This window comes from Cupriavidus sp. CP313 (genome assembly GCF_054072015.1).
Genome location: NZ_JBSVZB010000027.1, coordinates 101,426 through 120,272, shown reverse-complemented (window position 1 = coordinate 120,272; position 18,847 = coordinate 101,426). Strand labels below are relative to the sequence as shown.

General features: G+C 64.0%; 19 protein-coding genes. 12 read left to right on the top strand and 7 right to left on the bottom strand.

Translation table 11 applies throughout. From position 1 onward, the window contains the following. The coding region (locus tag ACW4E8_RS30100; protein ID WP_456807853.1) for an RNA-guided endonuclease InsQ/TnpB family protein at positions 1-742 on the bottom strand (742 nt) is incomplete at its 3' end. A gap of 89 nt (positions 743-831) precedes the next feature. Between ACW4E8_RS30100 and ACW4E8_RS30095 the strand changes: the two genes are divergently transcribed. The 3 genes from ACW4E8_RS30095 to ACW4E8_RS30085 all read left to right on the top strand — a co-directional run bounded on the left by ACW4E8_RS30095 (position 832) and on the right by ACW4E8_RS30085 (position 2,901). After that, on the top strand, positions 832-1,023 hold the full coding sequence (locus ACW4E8_RS30095; RefSeq protein ID WP_456807847.1) for a hypothetical protein: 192 nt from the start codon (positions 832-834) through the stop codon (positions 1,021-1,023). Between the two features lie 158 nt (positions 1,024-1,181). Continuing rightward, positions 1,182-2,234: an alpha/beta fold hydrolase gene (locus ACW4E8_RS30090; protein WP_456807846.1), complete on the top strand. Its 1,053-nt coding sequence runs from the start codon at positions 1,182-1,184 to the stop codon at positions 2,232-2,234. Between the two features lie 232 nt (positions 2,235-2,466). Beyond that, positions 2,467-2,901 carry a MarR family winged helix-turn-helix transcriptional regulator gene (locus tag ACW4E8_RS30085; protein WP_456807845.1) on the top strand — a complete coding sequence of 145 codons (435 nt, stop codon included), beginning with the start codon at positions 2,467-2,469 and terminating at the stop codon, positions 2,899-2,901. A 32-nt stretch (positions 2,902-2,933) separates the two neighbouring features. Here ACW4E8_RS30085 and ACW4E8_RS30080 read toward each other — a convergent pair whose 3' ends face one another. Beyond that, positions 2,934-3,710, bottom strand: coding sequence for an enoyl-CoA hydratase (locus tag ACW4E8_RS30080; RefSeq protein ID WP_456807844.1), 777 nt, complete (start codon positions 3,708-3,710; stop codon positions 2,934-2,936). A gap of 347 nt (positions 3,711-4,057) precedes the next feature. Here ACW4E8_RS30080 and ACW4E8_RS30075 point away from each other — a divergent pair, with 347 nt between their 5' ends. From ACW4E8_RS30075 to ACW4E8_RS30055, 5 genes are all read left to right on the top strand, one after another. Further along, positions 4,058-4,546 carry a winged helix-turn-helix transcriptional regulator gene (locus ACW4E8_RS30075; RefSeq protein WP_456807843.1) on the top strand — a complete coding sequence of 163 codons (489 nt, stop codon included), beginning with the start codon at positions 4,058-4,060 and terminating at the stop codon, positions 4,544-4,546. A 128-nt stretch (positions 4,547-4,674) separates the two neighbouring features. Beyond that, complete coding sequence (locus ACW4E8_RS30070) at positions 4,675-5,862, top strand: thiolase family protein (protein ID WP_456807842.1); 1,188 nt, start codon at positions 4,675-4,677, stop codon at positions 5,860-5,862. Positions 5,863-5,931: 69 nt separating this feature from the next. Then, a complete protein-coding gene (locus ACW4E8_RS30065) occupies positions 5,932-6,405 on the top strand; it encodes a MaoC family dehydratase (protein WP_456807841.1) in 474 nt (157 codons plus the stop codon). After that, positions 6,402-7,340, top strand: coding sequence for a 2-dehydropantoate 2-reductase (locus ACW4E8_RS30060; RefSeq protein WP_456807840.1), 939 nt, complete (start codon positions 6,402-6,404; stop codon positions 7,338-7,340). Before ACW4E8_RS30065 ends, ACW4E8_RS30060 begins: the two co-directional genes overlap by 4 nt. A gap of 38 nt (positions 7,341-7,378) precedes the next feature. Next, on the top strand, positions 7,379-8,188 hold the full coding sequence (locus ACW4E8_RS30055) for an oxepin-CoA hydrolase, alternative type (protein WP_456807839.1): 810 nt from the start codon (positions 7,379-7,381) through the stop codon (positions 8,186-8,188). 34 nt (positions 8,189-8,222) lie between these two features. On the opposite strand, the gene ACW4E8_RS30050 is transcribed toward ACW4E8_RS30055, so the two are convergent. The 4 genes from ACW4E8_RS30050 to ACW4E8_RS30035 all read right to left on the bottom strand — a co-directional run bounded on the left by ACW4E8_RS30050 (position 8,223) and on the right by ACW4E8_RS30035 (position 13,287). Continuing rightward, the gene (locus ACW4E8_RS30050) at positions 8,223-9,224 is read right to left on the bottom strand and encodes a tripartite tricarboxylate transporter substrate binding protein (RefSeq protein ID WP_456807838.1); all 1,002 of its coding nucleotides are present in this window, start codon (positions 9,222-9,224) and stop codon (positions 8,223-8,225) included. A gap of 118 nt (positions 9,225-9,342) precedes the next feature. After that, positions 9,343-11,280, bottom strand: coding sequence for an acyl-CoA synthetase (locus tag ACW4E8_RS30045; protein ID WP_456807837.1), 1,938 nt, complete (start codon positions 11,278-11,280; stop codon positions 9,343-9,345). 2 nt (positions 11,281-11,282) lie between these two features. Continuing rightward, entirely contained in the window at positions 11,283-12,074 is a 792-nt protein-coding gene (locus ACW4E8_RS30040) for an enoyl-CoA hydratase/isomerase family protein (protein WP_456807836.1), read from the bottom strand. A gap of 28 nt (positions 12,075-12,102) precedes the next feature. Beyond that, positions 12,103-13,287 (bottom strand): acetyl-CoA C-acyltransferase, encoded by a 1,185-nt coding sequence (locus tag ACW4E8_RS30035; protein ID WP_456807835.1) that lies wholly within the window; start codon positions 13,285-13,287, stop codon positions 12,103-12,105. A 477-nt stretch (positions 13,288-13,764) separates the two neighbouring features. On the opposite strand from ACW4E8_RS30035, the gene ACW4E8_RS30030 reads away from it, so the two are divergent. The 4 genes from ACW4E8_RS30030 to ACW4E8_RS30015 all read left to right on the top strand — a co-directional run bounded on the left by ACW4E8_RS30030 (position 13,765) and on the right by ACW4E8_RS30015 (position 18,094). Continuing rightward, the gene (locus tag ACW4E8_RS30030) at positions 13,765-14,244 is read left to right on the top strand and encodes an SRPBCC family protein (protein ID WP_456807834.1); all 480 of its coding nucleotides are present in this window, start codon (positions 13,765-13,767) and stop codon (positions 14,242-14,244) included. 121 nt (positions 14,245-14,365) lie between these two features. Next, positions 14,366-14,857 (top strand): (2Fe-2S)-binding protein, encoded by a 492-nt coding sequence (locus ACW4E8_RS30025; RefSeq protein ID WP_456807833.1) that lies wholly within the window; start codon positions 14,366-14,368, stop codon positions 14,855-14,857. Position 14,858: 1 nt separating this feature from the next. Further along, positions 14,859-17,231, top strand: a complete 2,373-nt coding sequence (locus ACW4E8_RS30020; protein ID WP_456807832.1) for a xanthine dehydrogenase family protein molybdopterin-binding subunit — start codon at positions 14,859-14,861, stop codon at positions 17,229-17,231. Further along, positions 17,228-18,094: an FAD binding domain-containing protein gene (locus tag ACW4E8_RS30015; protein ID WP_456807831.1), complete on the top strand. Its 867-nt coding sequence runs from the start codon at positions 17,228-17,230 to the stop codon at positions 18,092-18,094. The genes ACW4E8_RS30020 and ACW4E8_RS30015 overlap by 4 nt, the downstream gene beginning before the upstream one ends. Before the next feature lie 16 nt (positions 18,095-18,110). Here the strand turns inward: ACW4E8_RS30015 and ACW4E8_RS30010 are convergent, their stop codons facing one another. Continuing rightward, the gene (locus tag ACW4E8_RS30010) at positions 18,111-18,818 is read right to left on the bottom strand and encodes a TetR/AcrR family transcriptional regulator (protein ID WP_456807830.1); all 708 of its coding nucleotides are present in this window, start codon (positions 18,816-18,818) and stop codon (positions 18,111-18,113) included. Positions 18,819-18,847: the final 29 nt, after the last annotated feature.

The following is an 18,847-nucleotide window of genomic DNA, read 5'->3' as shown; positions in this document are numbered from 1 at the left end:
GGCCGGCGGCATTCACATTACCCACCGCAATGTAGTCAAAGTCCCGCACGATGCGATGCGAGAGCTTGTGCAGGAAGTCACGCCGCGCATTTTTGATGCGCGCGTGGAGGTTCGTGGCCTGTCGTTTCTTGCGCGCCCGCTGCGCTCTGGCAAGGGCTTGCTCGAGTTGGCCAAGGTGACGCGGATTCTCGACTTTCTCGCCAGTGGAAAGCGTGGCAAGGTCCCTCAAGCCCAGATCGATGCCGACGCCGCGCTCCGGGGAGCGGGCGTGAGTATCGGCAACTTCGATCACGATGTTCAGGAACCAGTTGCCTCGCGCGTCGCGGGAGAAATTCGTGCCGTCCTTGATCTTGCCCTCGGGAAGGGGCCTGCAGTTGAACACGCGAAATGTGCTGCCGGCAAAGCGGAATGCCTCGCCCGAGCGCTTGAGGTCCCGGCCCTTGAGCGGCACCCAGCCGAGGGACCTGCGGCCGCGATAGCGCAAATAGGGCCTGCGGTGCTGGCTACGCGACTTGGCGTACTGCTCGCAAACCGCGTTGACGGTGCCGGAATGGATACGGAGTTCTTTGCTGCTGCCGGTCGTCAACACGTTCAGATCGAAACCCGTGGGCCATTTCTTGCCCCACTTGAGTGCGTGCTTCTGCGTGTCATTGCAGAAGTTCCAGACGTAGTTCACTACGCGGCTCTGCTGATTGAGCAGGCCGTTCAGCGACTTTACCCGGTAGCGATAGACGAGAAGCATGCCGGTCATTCTAAATTGGGATTGCTTGCTGCCGGCAGCACTCCTTTCACTCCCCGCCCTGAAGGTCGGGGTTTCGCGGAGAAAGTCTGATGAAAATCAGTCTGTTCAAGCAGTTCCTGTCGGTCGCGCTGATCGCGGGGAGTGCCACGGTGGCGTTTGCGGGGGAGCGCCCGCGCGACACCGGTGTGGCGTGCGCTCGTGCAGCTAATGCCTATTGCAATCTTCCGGATAAGGGCAACAGGCCAATGCCGCAAGGCGTGCTGCTGGGAGAGTCCGATTGACTGGCGTGCCAGTCCTTCAACCGGGCTGCTTTGTATCCACGTATCTCGCAATCGCGGATAAATACACAGCGATACAAATCCCCTGGAATCCGACACATGCCGCTTGCCATGGCCTCCTAGACTCATGCTCACATTGATCACGCAAACCGGAGAAGAAAATGTCGAAGACAGTCGATTTACCCCGTCGAGGCTTTCTGGGTGCAGCGGCAGCGACGCTGGCCACTGCGCCGTTCGGGCTGTCGCAGGCCGCCCGCGCGCAAAGCGGTGTGTCGAAGGCGCCGACGCTGCCCTTGACCACGCCGGGCACCCATACCAGCTTCGCGCCGATCAAGCACGTCAACGCCGGCGTGCTGAATATCGGCTACGCCGAGGCGGGCCCTGCCACAGGGCCCGTCGCGCTGCTGCTGCACGGCTGGCCCTACGATATCCACAGTTTTGTCGACGTGGCACCCCTGCTGGCGGCCCGCGGCTATCGGGTGATCATTCCCCACCTGCGTGGCTTTGGCTCGACGACCTTCCTGTCTGCCGACACCATGCGCAACGGCCAACCGTCGGCTATTGCCGCCGACATGATCGCGCTGATGGACGCGCTCAAGATCCAGAACGCCGTAGTGGCCGGCTTTGACTGGGGCGCGCGCACCGCCGACATCATGGCGGCGATCTGGCCGGACCGCTGCAGGGGGCTGGTCGCGGTCAGCGGCTACCTGATCGGCAGCCAGGCAGCCGGCAAGCAGCCGCTACCGCCTGAAGCCGAGCTGCAGTGGTGGTACCAGTTCTATTTCTCCACCGATCGGGGCCGCGCCGGCTACCAGAAGTACACGCACCAGTTCGCCAGGCTGATCTGGAAACTGGCATCGCCGCAATGGAAGTTCGATGATGCGACGTTCAACCGCAGCGCCGCCGCCTTCGACAATCCCGACCACGTCGAAATCACCATCCACAACTACCGCTGGCGGCAGGGGTTGGCCACGGGGGAGGCCAGGTTCGACGACATCGAGAAGCGGCTCGCCACGGCGCCCACCATCAGCGTGCCCACCATCACCATCGAAGCCGATGCCAACGGCGCGCCGCACCCCAAGCCCAGCACCTATGCCAGCAAGTTCACGGGCCGCTACGAGCACCGGGACCTGACGGGCGGGATCGGCCACAACCCGCCGCAGGAAGCGCCCACCGCGTTTGCGCAGGCGGTGCTCGATGTTGACAGGCGCTGACGAAAGCAGGGGCCGCAATGCGCAGATTGCTGGTATTGGCTGCCATGACGCTGTCGGCGCTGGCATCGGAGCTGGGCGGCGCAGGCCATCGGTGCGCATGGTCCGGCATGCCCCGGTCCATGCGCGCGGAGAAGACGGCACGAAACAGGGGCGGCTCGGGGGCTGAGGGCTACACCGGCGCATGATAATATTCGCATGCGAATTAAATCTCATCCCTTATGGCGCCCCAGACATGGAACATCGCCTCGTCTACCTATTGAACGTGGGCCAGCGGCGCCTGCACCGGTGGTCACAAGCGCGCACTCCCGCGGGTGGCGTGACATCAGCCCAGGCCGGACTGCTTTTCTTTCTGGGCAGCAACAATGGCGCGCTGACGAGCGAGGCTGCCGCGGCGCTGGACCTGGGCGCGCCTGGCATGAGCGGCCTGGCCGACCGGACCGAAAGGGCCGGCCTGATCGAGCGCCGGCCGGACGAGAGCGATGGCCGTGCCTCGCGCCTATGGCTGACGGAGGCAGGGCGCTTGGCGCGCCAGCGTTCCAAGGCAAGCATGAAGGTGTTGAATACCAGGCTGACTGAAGGTTTCACCGCGGCCGAGATCGACGTGGTGGCGCGCTGGCTGACCAGCCTGCAGACAAAGTTCCCGGCCGCCGACGAGGGCGAGGTGTAGCCTGGCAGCGGCCGGAGACCGAGGCAGTCGACTTACTGCCCGGCAACCTTGGTGAAGTCTGGTTTGCGCTTTTCGGCGAAGGCCGAGAATGCTTCCCGGGCTTCCGCACTGGCCAGCCGCTCCTCGAACCTGGCGCTTTCGCTGTTCATCTGCGCAACCAGTTTTTCCGCATCGCGCATGAGCTGTTTCATTGCGCTCAGGGAGCCGGCCGGCCTGGCGGCAATCTTCTCGGCCATCCGGCGCGCATCCATGCGCAGTTGGTCATTGGCGCAAACCTTGTTCGCGATGCCCCATGCCACGGCGGTTTGCGCGTCAAGCGGCTCGCCCAGCGCGAACATCTCGAAGGCCCTGACGTGTCCGATCCGCAGGGGGAGCAGGTAACTCGACGCCGCTTCGGGAACCAGCGCGAGATTGACGAAAGGCGTGATCAGTTGCGCGTCCTGGCCGAGCACGACGTAATCACAATGCAGCAGCATGGTGGTCCCGACGCCGACGGCCTTGCCATTGACCGCGGCGACAATCGGTACGGTCGAATTGGCAAGGGCGCGCAGAAAGCGATGCACGTGACGTTCGCTGGGGCCATTTCCCGCCGCGATCGCCGCGAAATCGCCGAGATCATTGCCGGCCGTAAAACTGTCTCCGTCCCCCTGCAACAGCAATACCCGGATAAGCCGGTCCTGCTGTGCCTGCTCGATAGTGTCGGCAAGCGCGCCGTACATCTCGTTCGTCAAGGCGTTCTTCTTGTCTGGCCGGGCAAGCGTAATGGTCAGCACGCCGCCGGTGAGGTCAACGCGGATTTCCGGGGTCATTGGTCGGTCTCCAGGTGAGAGTTGCATGCCTGCCGTGCAGGCATCGGGATTAAGTTCGCATATGAAGTATATAGATAGTTCGCGTGCGAAGTAAACGCTTGGGGCCGGGCAGTGTGCGGAATCGGCGCCTGGGCAGCGTCCTCCGCACAGACGGTGCAGGCAGGCGCGTGCTTCCGGTGCCTGACGGATTGTTTCTCCGCTCAGGGCTGCAACAGGGCCACCTTTCACCAGCGGTCTTTCAACGGCGCGGAATACAGCACAAGTGAAAACGAACTTGCATGATGATAGTGACTACTCTAGACTAACTTTCAAATTGATAGCAAGCACGTTTTTCGAGGAAGCCAATCATGCAGAGGAAGCCACTTGGTGAAACGCCGTGTCCGATCGCACGCACCGCGGCCCGCGTTGCCGACAGCTGGAGCGTATTGATCCTGCGCGAAGCCTTTTACGGCGTGACCCGATTCGACGAGTTCCAGCAAAACCTGGCTATCGCGCCCAATATGCTCACGCGTCGCCTGAACTCGCTTGTCGAAGAAGGCATGCTGGAGCGTCGCCAGTACTGCGACCGGCCACCCCGCTCCGAGTACATCCTGACCGAGCGCGGGCGCGATTTCCGCCAGGTGCTGCTGGCCATGCTGGCTTGGGGCAACAAGCATCTCGCGCCCGAAGGCGAAAGCGTGCAGTTGGCCAACCGGCGCACCGGCGTGCGCGTGGAGCCCGTGCTGGTCGACGCCGCCAACGGGCGTCCGGTCACCGATGCCGACTATCACCTTGCGCCCGGCCCCGCCGCCAGCGACCGCGTGCGCCAGCGGCTGTCCCGCTCGGCAGAAGCCTGAGCCGGATTTCCCGCGCAGCCAATTCTTGTTGCAACCTTCAAGACCCGGCCACCGGGCGTATACCGCATGGCGCCTCAACTGAAGTGCGTGCGACCGATTGATACTGGGTGTTTGGCAGGGAGAATGCGATGAATGCAAGAGATGTCGTGCTGTGTCAGCCGGTGCGGACCGCCATTGGCGCCTACAACGGCTCATTGAAGGCCATTCCGGCGGTTGATCTCGGCGCTGCAGCGATACGGGCAACCGTGGAACGGGCGGGAATCGATCCAGGCGAGGTCGGCAGCGTGGTGTTCGGAAACGTGATCCAGGCCGGCAACCGGATGAATCCGGCCCGGCAGGCTGCCATCGGGGCAGGGCTGCCGGTTTCGGTTCCGGCGATGACCGTCAACCGCGTCTGCGGCTCGGGAGCGCAGGCGATCGCCACGGCCGCGGACGAGGTGCGGCTCGGTTATGTCGACATTGCTGTCGCCGGCGGCATGGAGAACATGGACCGTGCGCCATACCTGATGCCGTCCGGCCGCTGGGGGCAGCGCATGGGCGATTCCGTCCTGCATGACAGCATGCTGCACGACGGCCTGCTCGACGCCTTCTCCGGTGAGCACTCCGGATGGCATACCGAGGACCTTGTCGCCCGCTACGCGCTGAACCGCGAGGCCCAGGATCGCTGGGCCGAGCGTTCGCAGCGGAATTTCGCGCTGGCGCAGGCGAACGGGCGATTCACCGGCCAGATTGCCGGGGTGGCCATCAAAGGGAAGGGCGGTACGGCCATGTTCGAAGTGGACGAAGCCAATCGCCCTGATACCAGCCTCGATACGCTCGGCCGGCTCAAGCCGGCGTTTCGACCGGACGGCACGATTACCGCCGGCAATGCGCCCGGACTCAACAGCGGCGCAGCGGCCATGATCGTTGCCGAACGTTCGGTGGCTGAAGCCAGGGGGCTGGAGCCGATGGGACGATTGGTCGCTTATGGTGTCGGGGCCGTGGAGCCCGGCATGTTCGGGCTGGGCCCGGTCCCGGCGGTGCGGCAGGCGCTGCAACGCGCCGGCTGGGAGCTGGGCGACATTGAACGCATCGAGATCAATGAAGCGTTTGCCGCGGTGCCGCTGGCTGTCGCGGTCGAGCTCGGATTGCCGCACGACATCATCAACGTCGACGGTGGTGCCATTGCCCACGGCCATCCGATCGGTGCGACCGGCGCGGTGCTGACGACGCGCCTGCTGCATGCCATGCGGGCCGACGGCATACGGCGCGGCATCGTCACGCTGTGCATCGGCGGCGGACAAGGGATTGCGCTGGCGCTCGAGGCGCTGGCCTGATCCGTCTGTTCTCGCACCGGGCGTGCATTGATCGGAGAGACAGCGCCAAACCATCTGGAGGAACAAAGAATGAGCATTCAATACATTGAGGACCTCGCGGCGGGCCAAAAATACGGTTCGGGGCGGCTGACCGTCGAGCCTGAAAGGATCAAGGCCTTTGCTGCCGAGTTCGACCCGCAGCCTTTCCATCTCGATGAAGCCGCTGCCCGCGACACGTTGTTTCGTGGACTGGCTGCGAGCGGTTGGCATACCGCTGCGCTGACGATGCGCCTGCTGGTCGACGGCGAATTCCGGCCCGCAGGCGGCATCCTCGGCGCGGGCTTCGAGGAGCTGCGTTGGCCAAAACCGGTTCGCCCTGGCGATGAACTGCATATCGAGAGCGAGATACTGGAAGTGCGGATTTCGAAATCGCGCCCCGACCAGGGCATCGTGAAGGTGCGTACCACAACCTTCAACCAGGCCGACGAGCCGGTGCAGGTTTTCACCGGCAACCTGATCGTCCAGCGGCGCCCCGCAGCCGCCGCGCAGGCAGAGGCGTCATGAAGATTCTTGTACTCGGTGCCGGGGCCATGGGCGGCTACTATGGCGCGCGCCTGATCGAGGCGGGCGCCGATGTCACCTTCATGTTGCGGCCCGGCCGCGCGCGGGCACTGGAACGGGTTGGCCTGGCCGTGCGTAGCGAACTTGGCGACTTCCATCGCCCGGTAAAAATGGTCCTGGCCGGTCAGGTCGACGCGCAGTTCGACCTGGTCCTGCTGGCATGCAAGGCCTATGACCTTGCCGACGCGATCCGGACCATCAGCCCGGCCGTTGGCCGGGACACTGCGGTATTGCCTCTCCTCAACGGCCTTGACGCCTATGACCGGCTCGACCAGTGCTTTGGCAGGCAACGCGTGCTGGGTGGAGTCGCATACATTGCGACCACGCTGGCGGCGGACGGAACCGTCGTGCACGCCGGCCGCATGGACCGGCTGGTAGTCGGCCCCCGCGCTGCGCAGGCGTCGGCAGTGGCCGCGGATTTCCATGCGCTGGTGTCCAGGGCGGCGGGTACGCGTGAGCTATCGGGCGCCATCGGGCAGGAGCTGTGGAACAAGTGGGCCATGATCGCCGCCGGCGCAGTGATGACATGCCTGATGCGCGGGACCGTGGCGGACATCATGAAGACACAGGATGGCCGTCGCCTGATGCTTGACGCGATTGGGGAGTGCCGCACGGTGGCGCAACTGTACGGCCATGCCATCCCCGAACCCGTTGCCGCTGCCATGCGGGCCCGACTGCTGGACGAAACATCGACCTGGGCTGCCTCGATGATGCGGGATATTGCGCAGGGCGCCCCACGCATAGAAGCCGACGCCATCGTCGGCGACCTCATCAAGCGCGCAGCCGGGCACGGGCATGAGCTCCCGTTGAGCCGTACGGCATATTGCCACCTGCAGGTCTATGAGCGCCAGCGCGCTGCGCACCAGACTGCTGGCTGAGCAGCCTTCGCTCATTCATCGAAATCACAAATCACGACATGACTACCTTTTCCTCCCTGTTGCAGCGCACGGAAGGCAGCGTGCTGGTCCTTGCCATCAACAATCCGGGCAAACGCAACGCCATCGCGGCGGATCTCTACGACAATATCCGCGCCGCACTGGCCAACGCCGCAGAGGATCCGGCGGTTGGCGCGATCGTGCTGACCGGGGCCGATGATTACTTCTGTGCGGGCGGCGACCTGGAACTGATCAGCAAGCGGCGCGAACTGACCTACGAGGAGCGCATCGAGAGGCTGGGGCATCTGCACGACGTGGTGTGCAAGCTGCGCGACTTTCCCAAGCCGATCGTCGCAGCGGTCGAAGGCGGCGCGGCGGGCGCGGGCTTCTCGCTGGCATTGGCCTGCGATTTGCTGGTGGCTTCCGCCGGCGCAGCTTTCTCGATCGCCTATGTGAAGGTGGGGCTGACACCGGATGGCGGCATCACCGGCCTGCTGGCGCAGAGCCTCTCGCGGCAGGTGCTGACGCAGTTGGCGTTGACTGGCGATCGCATCACGGCAGAGCAACTGCAGCACTTCGGCGTCGTCAATCAACTGGTTGAGGCGGGACAGGCCGGCGCAGCGGCGATCGCGCTGGCGGCGCGGCTTGCCCAAGGCCCCCAGCAGGCACTGGGTTCAATCAAGGCGCTGTGCCGCCATGCGCACGAGCGCTCGCTCGATGACCAGCTCGAGGCTGAACGGGGCGCGATGGCCGTGGCCCAGGGCAGCGCCGAAGCCGCGGAGGGCATTGCCGCCTTCCTGGGGAAACGTCCTGCGGATTTTGCCAGTTTGCGCCGCGGCGATCCGGCATAGCCGCGGCACAGGCTGACCGCATTGCCACCGGGCCTTATTGCCCGGCCAGCTTGAGGCTCCTGGCAATGCGGGTCAGCTTGGCGTGTTCGTTGCTCAGGAAGGCTTGCGCCTGGGCCATTGTCATCGGCTCGATCGCGCGCTGGAGATTGACGGCGCGCCGGGTACGGTTTTCCGGGCTGCCCACCCACGCATTCATGGCCTCCACCACCCGTGCCGTCACGGCATCCGGTGTATTCGGCGGAGCCAGCACGCCCGCCCACTGGCTGTACTCGAAGTCGGCCAGGTCCTTGTTTTCCGACAGCGCCGGCACATCGGGCAACGACGGATGCCGGGCCTTGCTGGCGACACCGATCGGCCGGAAGCGGCCGGCCTTGATCATCCCGTAAGTCGGACCTCCCATGGGAATGAAAGTCAGGTCTACCTGTGCACCGGCGATGTCGCTGGTGACCGGCGCCGCGCCTTTGTAGGGGACTTCCAGGAAGCGCACGCCGGTGCGGGCCTGGAAGTCGGCCCCGACCAGGTGGGGTCCCGAGCCGGGGCCCCAATGCGCCAGCGACAGCGGGCGGTTCTTCGGGTTCTTCGCGTAAGCAATGACCTCGTCGACGTTCTTGAACGACAACGAGGGATTCGAGACCAGGATGAAGTCCGAAATCCCGCTGAAGCCTGCCAGCCTGAACTTCTCCGGCGAATACTTCGCCGATGCGATGGCAAGTGGCGCCACCAGGAAATCGATGCCGGTCGTGCCCAGCAAGGTGTAGCCATCGTTGGCGCTGCGCAGCACGTTCATGGCGCAGATCGACCCGCTTGCACCGGGAACGTTGTCGGCAATGACGTTTTGCCCCAGGCTCCTCTTCATCACAACAGCCGCAGCGCGAATCGATTCGTCCGCCGGGCCCCCAGCGGGAAATGCGACCTTGACGACAATCGGCTTGCCTGGATAGGGCGCTTCAGCCCGCAGCAAGGACGGCACAAGCATTGCCGGCACGGCGCCGCACGCCGCCTGCAGCAGGCGCCGGCGCGAAAGCTGGATAGTCATGGTTGTCTCCATTATTGGTTTTGCAAGCCGGCAGCTCATACCCGTGGTGACGGATACGTCGGGGTGAGGCGCTGCCGGCCTGCACTGCCTCTGGCGAGGCCCTGCTTCGGTGAACGGGCTATTCGTAGACCACCGCGTATTTGATCGTCAGCGTCGAGAACGCCTTGCCGATGGTTGCGACCGCGATCTCCCGATCTTCGTTGCTCAGGGTGGCAGGCAGCACCAGCGTGGACAGGATGCCCTGGTCGCCCCGATCTTCGATGCGAATATCAACCAGGGGCACCGGCGTATCCGCGTTGACCTCGGCAAGCATCTGCCGCTGCGCCCGCAGTACAGCGTCGCCGCGCAGCGTGTTCTTCTGGATCTTGCCGACGGCAGTCTTGGGGATGGCGTCGACCAGGTAGAACTGCTTGGGCACGGCGGCGCGTTCCGGGATCACCTCATAGGCGTAGTGCTTGATGCGGCCGAGCGGGAAGGTGCTGCCCGGCTTGAGCGCGACGTACGCGACCGGCAGTTCCCCGGCATGCGCGTCAGGCAGGCCGACCGCGGCGGCATCGAATACCTCGGGGTGCCGATACAGCGCCTCTTCGATCATGCGCGGATCGATATTGTTGCCGCCTCGGATGATCAGGTCCTTGGCCCGGCCGGTCAGCCAGAAGTAGCCATCCTCGTCCACATAGCCCAGGTCGCCCGTATTGAACCAGCCGCCTTCGAACCAGATGCTCTTGTTCTGCTCGGGGTTCAGGTAGCCGGCGAAGACGTTGGGACCGCGCACCACCACGATGCCAGGTTCGCCCGGCTCGCAGTCGCGCTGGATGCGTCCAGCGGCGACCTTGACGACCTTCATCTCCTGGTAGGCCATGGGCATGCCAATGGAGCCGATGCGCCGCTGGCCATAGCGCGGGTTGGTTGCGCTGAGCGCGGTGCCTTCAGTCAGCCCGTATCCCTCGAAGATCATCGCGCCGGTCTTCTGCTCGAACGCCTCGGCGACGGCCACCGACAGCGGCGCCGTACCGCAACTGGCCGCCTTGAGGGAGCTGATGTCGGCGTCGCCGATCGGAATATTCAGCGCCATGTTGACCACGCTGGGGACCATGCCCAGCGCGGTGACCCCGAAGTGATCGACGATCTGCCAGAGATTGCGGATCACCGAGGGATCACGCCAGCCGCTGGACGTCAGCAGCACCACCGATGCGCCGCGGGCCAGCGGCATCAGGCAATTGGTAAGCACCCCTGTAACGTGGAACATCGGCACCCCGCAGACGCGCACGTCCTCAGGCTGCACGTCGATCTGCATCGCGCTGACCCATGCCATCGCCACTTCGTTGCCATGCGTGTGCAGCGCAAGCTTGGGCGTGCCGGTGGTGCCCCCGGTATGGAACATCGAAGCCGTATCCTGCGGCGAGAACACCCGTCTGCTGTCAAGCGTCTCGTCATCGAAACGGTCAAGCCTGGCGTCGAGGTCGAAGATCCCTTCTTCGCTTGCCTTGCCGCCGCCGGCCTTGATCCAGTGCTTCACGTCAGGCAGTTCACGCCGCACCAGCATGGCCTTGTTCCAGGCTTCGATATCCGGGTCGGGGCCATAGGCGATCACCGCCTTGGCTCCGGCATTGCGCAGCAGCGCCGCGATAATCTCGGGCTCCAGCATCCAGTTGACCGGGCAGGCGATGCCGGTCGCCTCGCTGCCCCAGATCGCGTACTGCGACTCCGGCGTCACGGGCATCAGCACCCCGATGACGTCATCCGGGCCCAGGCCAAGCGAGTGCAGCAGGTTGGCGGTCTGCGTGATGCGCCCGAACATCTGCGCATGGGTGATGGTGACCGACCTGGCCAACTCGTCGCCGGAGCTGAAGTAATGCAGGGCGGGCGCCTCGGGCGCTCGGTCGCGCGCCAGGCGCAGCAGCTCGTAAGTGCTGTCGGGCAGGCGCCGGTCGGAAAGCGGTGTCTGCTCGAAGCGCCGGATATCGGCAAGCGCGGTCACTGTCAGCCGCGGGCGGTAGGGGTCTGGTTGCGCGAGGGTGGCCGCAGCCTGCACACGTGTGTTGAGCTGGGTCATGATCAGACTCCCCGATAAACCGGACGGCGCTTGTCGAGGAACGCTTTGCCGCCTTCGTGCATGTCTTCCGTGCTGAAGAGCGTGGCAAAGGCCAGCTGTTCCAGCATCAGGGCCGTATCGAGCGTGGCATCCTGGCCGTTGTTGATCATCAGCTTGGCCATCGCGATCGAGTGCGGAGACTTCTCGGCAATACGGTGCACATAGGCCTTCGCCTCGGCCAGCAATTCGCCCGCAGGCACCACCTTGTTGACAAGGCCGATGCGGTAAGCCTCGTCCGGCTTGATGATTTCGCCGGTAAAGATCATTTCCTTGGCGCGCGTCGCGCCAACCAGCCGGGTCAGCCGCTGGGTACCCCCGCGTCCCGGTATCAGGCCAACGTTGGTTTCGGTCTGCCCGAGCAGGGCGTTGTCCGCAGCCACGCGCAGGTCGCACGCCATCGCGAGCTCCAGGCCACCGCCGAAGCAAGGCCCGGCAATGGCGGCGATCACGGGGATGGTGCTGTGGTGGATCAGCGCCCACAGGTCGGGCGCGCCGCTGGTCGGGACGAAGGCTTCAATCGGGCGGCGTGCCAGCATTTCAGGGATGTCGCCGCCGGCCACGAAGGCCTTGGTACCGCCCCAAAGGACGATCCCGCGGACCGTCCGGTCGGCGATCAGCGACGACAGCGCCGCGTAAAGATCAGTGCGCAGTCCCGTGTTGAGCGCGTTGTACTTTTCCAGCCGGTTCATGGTGACGACGGCGCAGGGACCGTCGCGGTCGATAAAGACGGTTTCGTACTCGGTGATGTCGGTCATCGGTGTCTCCGTTGTCTCTCTTGGATGCTTAGTGGATGAACTCGAACAGGCCGGCCGCGCCCATGCCGCCGGCGGCACACATGGTCACGACGCCATACTTGGCCTTGCGGCGACGTCCTTCCAGCAAGATGTGGCCGGCCTGGCGCGCGCCCGTCATGCCATACGGGTGACCGACGGCAATAGCGCCGCCGTTGACGTTGACGCGCTCCAGCGGCAGGCCAAGCTGGTCAATGCAATACAGCGCCTGGCAGGCAAAGGCCTCGTTGAGTTCCCACAGGTCGATGTCATCGATGGAAAGCTCGTTGCGTTCCAGCAGGCGCGGTACCGCGCGGATCGGGCCGATGCCCATTTCGTCCGGCTCCACCCCAGCGGTGGCCAGGCTGACGAAGTAGCCCAGCGGTTCCAGGCCACGCCGTTCGGCCTCACGTTCGGACATCAGCACCAGCGCCGCGGCCCCGTCAGACAACTGGCTCGAATTGCCGGCCGTCACCTGGTAACCCTCGCCCTTCACGGCAGGCAGCACACTCAGTCCTTCCAGCGTGGTGTCGGCACGGACACCTTCGTCCGCCTCGAGCAGGAACTCCACCGTCGAAGTCTCGCCGGTCACCTTGTCCTTCACCGACTTGACCGTTGCCAGCGGAACGATTTCCTCCGCGAAGCGGCCGGCCTTCTGGGCTGCCACGGTGAGTTGCTGGCTGCGCAGCGCGAACTCGTCGGAGCGCTGCCGCGACATGCCGTAGCGCTCGGCCAGGATTTCGGCCGTATCGATCATATGCAGGTAAACATCGGGGCGATTCTTGGCCAGCCACGCTTCCTGCTGGGCAACCTTCAGCGTGACCGGTTGTGACAGGCTGATCGATTCGACGCCACCCGCCACCATTACCGGCACCTTGTCGATCAGCACACGCTGTGCGGCAAAGGCGACTGCCTGCAAGCCGGACGCGCAGAAGCGGGTCAGCGTCGTGCCGCTGACGGACACCGGCAGGCCCGCGCGGATGCCGCCTTGCCGGGCCACGTTGCCACCGGTGGCGGCGATGGGCTGGCCGCAGCCGAAGATGATGTCCTCGACTTCCGCGCCGTCAATCCCCGCACGCTGGACGGCATGCTGAATGGCATGGCCCGCCATGGTTGCGCCATGGGTCATGTTGAAGGCGCCTCGGGTGGCTTTGCCGATCGGGGTGCGGGCAAATGAAACGATCACTGCACGAGACATGGATTCTCCTTTGACGTGGATGGGGCCGGCGTTCTAAGTCGGCCGAATCAAATATAGACAGTGGATACATTGGAGCGTGTGCCGGGACTGGAACGAAGGTGGGCAGAGTTGAAAAGACTGGACGTCTGGCCTGCCTTGTTGCGTTAGTCGTTCTGCGCTGGTGCTCGGTGTATCCACTGTCTACATACTAGGGTTGCGGTCTTGGCCGCGTCAAGAAATCGTTGGGCAATTCCGGGTTTACCAGCCTGTTCATGTATGGACATCGCAGTGCTGGCCAAATGAGCGAAAGGGCTTCGTTGCTAGGGTTACCACTAGGCGTAAATGGCTCCCCGTTCCTTGACGCTGGCCGACGCGCTCCCTACGATATAGACGCTGGATAGATTGGTGTTCAGCCAGGCGGTGACGAAGCGGCGCGGGCGTTCGCGGTTTCGGGCCGGCCGCTGTGATGGAAGTAGCAGAAACCGAAAGGGGGAAACATTGGAATTCACTGGTGCACAGTTAATCAAGGCTTCCAGGGCAGAGGTCTGGAAACGGTTGAACGATCCGGCGACGTTCCAGCGGTGTTTGCCGGGATGTGAGCAATACCAGCAGGGGGATGACGGTGACTATGACGCAGTCATCGTTGCGGCCGTCGGACCGATCAAGGCACGCTTCAAGGGCACGGCCCGTTTTACCGGCCACCAGGAGGGCATCGGCTATCACATCGAAGGCAGCGGAAGCGGTGGCGTCGCGGGATTCGGCAAGCTGGGCGCCGATATCCGTCTGGAAGACGTCGAGGGCGGCACTTCCCTGCACTACGTGGCCGCAGCGCAGATGGGAGGAAAGCTCGCACAGATCGGGTCCCGTCTGGTGGGATCGGTGGCGAACAGGTTCCTGGCGGAGTTCTTTTCCCGCTTTGAAAAGCTGGTAAGCCAAGAGGTAAGTCCCGGTGGTTCCCTGGTAACTTCCCCTGAATGAGCTTCGGCCGGCCGGGGGAAGGACATCGAAATTTTTTTTGCCCCTTTAGTATGATGATCGTAATACTATAGGCACCACGTGTGCCGATGCTGAAGGTGCTAACGGAGACACAGAGGCGACTGTGAAAATAGAAAACACCATCAATGGCGTAACAGGTACAACCGAGATTGAGCCAAGGCGGCTGCTGGTGCACTTGTTGCGGGACCAGAAACGCCTGACCGGCGTTCATATCGGTTGCGACACCTCCCAGTGCGGAGCCTGCACGGTGCTTGTGGACGGAACGACTGTGAAGTCGTGCACCGTACTTGCCGCACAGACTGACGGCTGCGAGCTTCACACGATTGAAGGCATGGTGCACGACCACACGACAGCCGTGCTCAAGCAAGCCTTCAACGAACTTCATGGCTTGCAGTGTGGCTTCTGTACGCCGGGGATGCTGCTTGCGGCACGAGCGCTGCTTGCGCACCAGCCTGCGCCAGCCGAAAGCGATATCAGGGAAGCGCTGCACGGCAACCTGTGCCGCTGCACCGGGTATCAGAACATCGTCGATGCTGTGCTTCTTGCCGCGACCAGGCTGCAGCGAACGCCGTCCGTCACACATGAGGAGGCCTGAGATGAGCGAAGCACTGAACGGAAGTGCAACGAAGTACATTGGCAAGTCGGTCAGGCGCCGTGAGGACAAGCGCCTGATGAGCGGCCAGGGCAGGTTTACGGATGACCATCAGTTCCCGGGCATGGTCTTCGCGGCCTTCGTCAGATCGCCATATGCCCATGCCATTGTCAGCGAGATCGATACCTCGGCCGCGCGCGCGCTTCCCGGCGTGATCGGTGTTCTGACCTATACGGACATCCAGGGCAAGGTTGGCGACATCCGGCCGAACTGGGTCGTGGGCAATTCGAAGGTGCCGCCGCATCCTCCGCTTGCGGCCGAGCGGGTGCGGTACGTAGGGGAAGCCGTGGCGATGGTGGTGGCCCAGACCCGCGAGATTGCCGCGGACGCTGCCGAACTCGTCGCAGTCAGCTACGAAGCGTTGCCACCTGTCGTCGATGCGGAAGCAGCGCTGTCAGACACCGCGCCCCAGCTTCACGATAACGTGCCCGGCAATCGCATCGGCATTTTCCGGCTCAAGGGCGGCAGCTACGAGGATGCATTGAAGCGGGCCGACCGGGTAGTCTCGATCCGGCTGGTCAACCAGCGTCTGATTCCGAGTCCGCTCGAACCGCGCGCCTTGTGCGCGAACTTCGACCCGGTCGACGAGCGCCTGACGTTTATCGTCCCGACCCAGGTTCCGCATATGTCGAGACGCTGGCTGGCGGAGACCCTGCGCTGGCCCGAGCACCGGGTCCGGATCGTGGCACCCGATATCGGTGGCGGATTCGGCGCAAAGATGCACTTCTATGCGGAAGAGGTGCTGGTGGCGTTCGCCTCCAGACATTTTGGGCTTCCGGTGAGCTGGACGGAGACACGCAGTGAAAACTTCGTCGCGACCACCCATGGCCGCGCGCATACCGAGTATGTGGAGGCGCCCGTCACCAACGACGGCAAAGTGCTGGGGATCCGCTTGCGGTCGTTCGCCAACCTCGGCGCCTACCTGTCGAACATGGCGACGGGGATCCCTACCGTCAATACGGCCAACTACATCACGGGCAACTACCAGATAACGTCAGTCGACGTGGAAGTGAATCTGGTGACAACCAATACCACGCCGGTCGATGCCTATCGCGGCGCCGGACGGCCAGAAGCCGCATACATCATCGAGCGGCTGATGGACGCTGTAGCGGGGGAGCTGGACATCGATCCGGTCGAGTTGCGGCGCCGCAACCTGGTGCAGCCCGATCAGTTTCCCTATTTGCCGCATGACGGGGCGCGCGGCAAATGGGACTCCGGCGACTACGAAGCCTGCCTGAACAAGGCGACCGAGCTGATCGGCTACCGGCGCTGGCGTGAGGAGCAGGTGGCGCTGCGCGAGCAGGGCAAATACATCGGCATCGGGGTGATCTGCTATCTCGAGCTGGTCGGCATGGGCATTTCGCCGATGCTGGAAAAGGTCGGCTTCAACCGCGGCGGCTGGGAGAGCGCGCATATCCGCGTGCATTCCGACGGCAAGGTCACGCTGTTCAGCGGCTCGATGCCGCAAGGCCACGGCCATGCCACCAGCTTCGCGCAGATCGTTGCGGAAGCCCTGCAACTGCCGATGGAAGATATCGATGTCGTGCAGGGTGACACGGATCGCGTGCTCGCGGGTCATGGCACCTTCAATTCACGCTCCATGCCGGTAGGCGGCAGCGCTGCCTATGTGGCAGCGGGCAAGATTCTCGCCAGGGCAAGGCGGATCGCCGCCTTCATGCTCGAAATCCCGGAAGAGGACGTGCACTATGCAGGTGGCCATTTTTCGAGCGCAGCAAATCCGACCGTCATCCCGTTCTCGCAGGTCGCAAGGATGGCATACCTTGCGCACAAGCTGCCCCGGGATTTCGAAGCAGGGCTGGATGAGCGCGTCTTCTATGAGCCGGTCGCCCTGGGAGCGCCGAATGGCTGCCATGCCGTGGTCGTGGAGGTCGATGCGGAGACCGGCGTGGTGACGATCCTGGACTATGTGGCAGTCGACGACGTGGGCGTGCTGATCAACCCGATGCTTTGCCACGGCCAGATGCACGGCGGCATCGCACAGGGCATCGGCCAGGCCCTGTTCGAAGAAGCCACGTACGACGACTCTGGGCAACTGCTGTCCGGCTCGCTGCTTGACTACGGCTTTCCGCGTATCGAGCAGATCCCTCGCATGCGCACCGGCTTCCATGTCTCTCCGGCGCCGTCGAATCCGCTCGGCGTCAAAGGCATCGGGGAGGCGGGTTGCGTCGGTGCACCGCCCGCGGTCGTCGCCGCGGTGTGCGATGCACTGAAGCCATTTGGCATATCCCATCTCGATATGCCGCTGACGCCGCCGAAAGTCTGGCGAGCCATCCAAGAGAGCCGGAGCGCGACATGATTCCGTACGAAGTCGAATACCTCAGGGCGAGCAGTGTGCAACAGGCACTTTCCATCCTTGCCCAAAACCCCGAGGCGAAGATCCTGGCCGGGGGTCATACATTGCTGCCGATGATGAAGCTCAGGCTGGCGAGGCCTGAACTGCTGGTGGATATCGGTCGCCTGCCAGAACTTCGTGGGATCGTGGTCCATGAGGATTCCGTTTCCATCGGCAGCGCCACGACCCACGCCGAACTGGAGGCGAGCGCGGAACTGAAGCAGCTGGCCCCGCTGTTCCCACTCGCCGCCACAGTGATTGCCGACCCGACAGTCAGGAACCGTGGCACGATCGGTGGCGCGCTGGTGCACGCCGATCCGTCGGCCGACTGGCCGGCTGTCGCGCTTGCGATGGATGCCGAAATGGAAGTGGCAGGCGAGCAAGGTAGCAGGCGCATCCCCGCGCATGAATTCTTTGTCGGCTTCATGTCCACAGCCGTTGAGCCGGACGAGGTCCTTACGCGCATCCATGTGCCATTGCCGGCACCGGGCCGGGTCGCATACCGCAAGTTCCGTCATCCGTCGTCCGGCTATGCGGTGGCTGCGGCGGCCGTTGCCATCAACGTTACTGAAGATGGCGATACATGGGGACGGATTGCCATCACTGGCGTTGCAGATGCGGCATTCCGCGCATGGGAGGCGGGGGCCTTGCTGGAAGGCAGCTTCGCCGACCTGCCGGACAAGGTCGATGCCATTGTCGACGCCGCGTTCACCAACGTGACTCCGCTGGAGGACAACTTCGCCGATGGGGCATACCGGCTGCAGCTTGGCCGGGTGATGCTGAAGCGGGCGCTGGTGGATGCGCTGGAGCCGCGCGGCGGAGACTGAAATACCGGGGGCGGGCTTACGCCTGCGCTGCGCTGCGTGACCTCGCCTTCGGTTTGCTTGCGGCGGCATCGGTAGCCGCCGCGGCCTTTTTCTGGCCCGCTGCCAACAGGCCGGTCAGCACGAATTGCTGTACGCTCTGCCGCCATTGGGCCAGCGCGACGCGCGGGCGCGGGCTGGGTCCGGTCGGCTTGGCACTGAAGAACATGCTCACACCGTGCATGGCCGACCACGCGCAGCGCACCATCATGTCGTCGAACTGCTCGGCAAGATTGTTTTCCTGGAAGTAGTCCCGGACTGCACCCGACAAGAGCTGGTAAGACGCGCTGCCCGCTTCCAGCAGTTCTGGGTATCTCTCCTTGTCCTCGATCTGCGGCCCGAACATCAGGTAGAAAAGCGCGGGATGCTTGACGGCGAACTCGATATAGCCGTCCATGACCGTGAGCAGTCGCGCCTCGGCGGTCATCTCCGGCGAGAGGCGGGCCCGCCGCACGGCGACCAGTTCACGGAATCCATCGGCGGCGATTGCGGCAAGCAAGCCCTCCTTGTCGGCGAACTGATTGCGCGGCGCGCCGTGCGAAACCCCGGCCAGCTTTGCCGCGGAGCGAAGGGTCAGTCCATGGACGCCCTTGATGGCCAGGATTTCCCGGCCACAGCGGATCATTTCTTCCCGCAGGTTGCCATGGTGATAGCTTTGGCGGGCCGGGCGCGTGGTGGAGGTGGTCATGAAATGGCGGGGTCGCGATGTCGTCAAGC

Excerpts from the sequence above, each read along its gene's own strand:
- ACW4E8_RS30095 (WP_456807847.1), top strand. The coding sequence starts at position 832 with ATGAAAATCAGTCTGTTCAAGCAGTTCCTGTCGGTCGCGCTGATCGCG.
- ACW4E8_RS30090 (WP_456807846.1), top strand. The coding sequence starts at position 1,182 with ATGTCGAAGACAGTCGATTTACCCCGTCGAGGCTTTCTGGGTGCAGCG.
- ACW4E8_RS30085 (WP_456807845.1), top strand. The coding sequence starts at position 2,467 with ATGGAACATCGCCTCGTCTACCTATTGAACGTGGGCCAGCGGCGCCTG.
- ACW4E8_RS30080 (WP_456807844.1), bottom strand. The coding sequence starts at position 3,710 with ATGACCCCGGAAATCCGCGTTGACCTCACCGGCGGCGTGCTGACCATT.
- ACW4E8_RS30075 (WP_456807843.1), top strand. The coding sequence starts at position 4,058 with ATGCAGAGGAAGCCACTTGGTGAAACGCCGTGTCCGATCGCACGCACC.
- ACW4E8_RS30070 (WP_456807842.1), top strand. The coding sequence starts at position 4,675 with ATGAATGCAAGAGATGTCGTGCTGTGTCAGCCGGTGCGGACCGCCATT.
- ACW4E8_RS30065 (WP_456807841.1), top strand. The coding sequence starts at position 5,932 with ATGAGCATTCAATACATTGAGGACCTCGCGGCGGGCCAAAAATACGGT.
- ACW4E8_RS30060 (WP_456807840.1), top strand. The coding sequence starts at position 6,402 with ATGAAGATTCTTGTACTCGGTGCCGGGGCCATGGGCGGCTACTATGGC.
- ACW4E8_RS30055 (WP_456807839.1), top strand. The coding sequence starts at position 7,379 with ATGACTACCTTTTCCTCCCTGTTGCAGCGCACGGAAGGCAGCGTGCTG.
- ACW4E8_RS30050 (WP_456807838.1), bottom strand. The coding sequence starts at position 9,224 with ATGACTATCCAGCTTTCGCGCCGGCGCCTGCTGCAGGCGGCGTGCGGC.
- ACW4E8_RS30045 (WP_456807837.1), bottom strand. The coding sequence starts at position 11,280 with ATGACCCAGCTCAACACACGTGTGCAGGCTGCGGCCACCCTCGCGCAA.
- ACW4E8_RS30040 (WP_456807836.1), bottom strand. The coding sequence starts at position 12,074 with ATGACCGACATCACCGAGTACGAAACCGTCTTTATCGACCGCGACGGT.
- ACW4E8_RS30035 (WP_456807835.1), bottom strand. The coding sequence starts at position 13,287 with ATGTCTCGTGCAGTGATCGTTTCATTTGCCCGCACCCCGATCGGCAAA.
- ACW4E8_RS30020 (WP_456807832.1), top strand. The coding sequence starts at position 14,859 with ATGAGCGAAGCACTGAACGGAAGTGCAACGAAGTACATTGGCAAGTCG.
- ACW4E8_RS30015 (WP_456807831.1), top strand. The coding sequence starts at position 17,228 with ATGATTCCGTACGAAGTCGAATACCTCAGGGCGAGCAGTGTGCAACAG.
- ACW4E8_RS30010 (WP_456807830.1), bottom strand. The coding sequence starts at position 18,818 with ATGACCACCTCCACCACGCGCCCGGCCCGCCAAAGCTATCACCATGGC.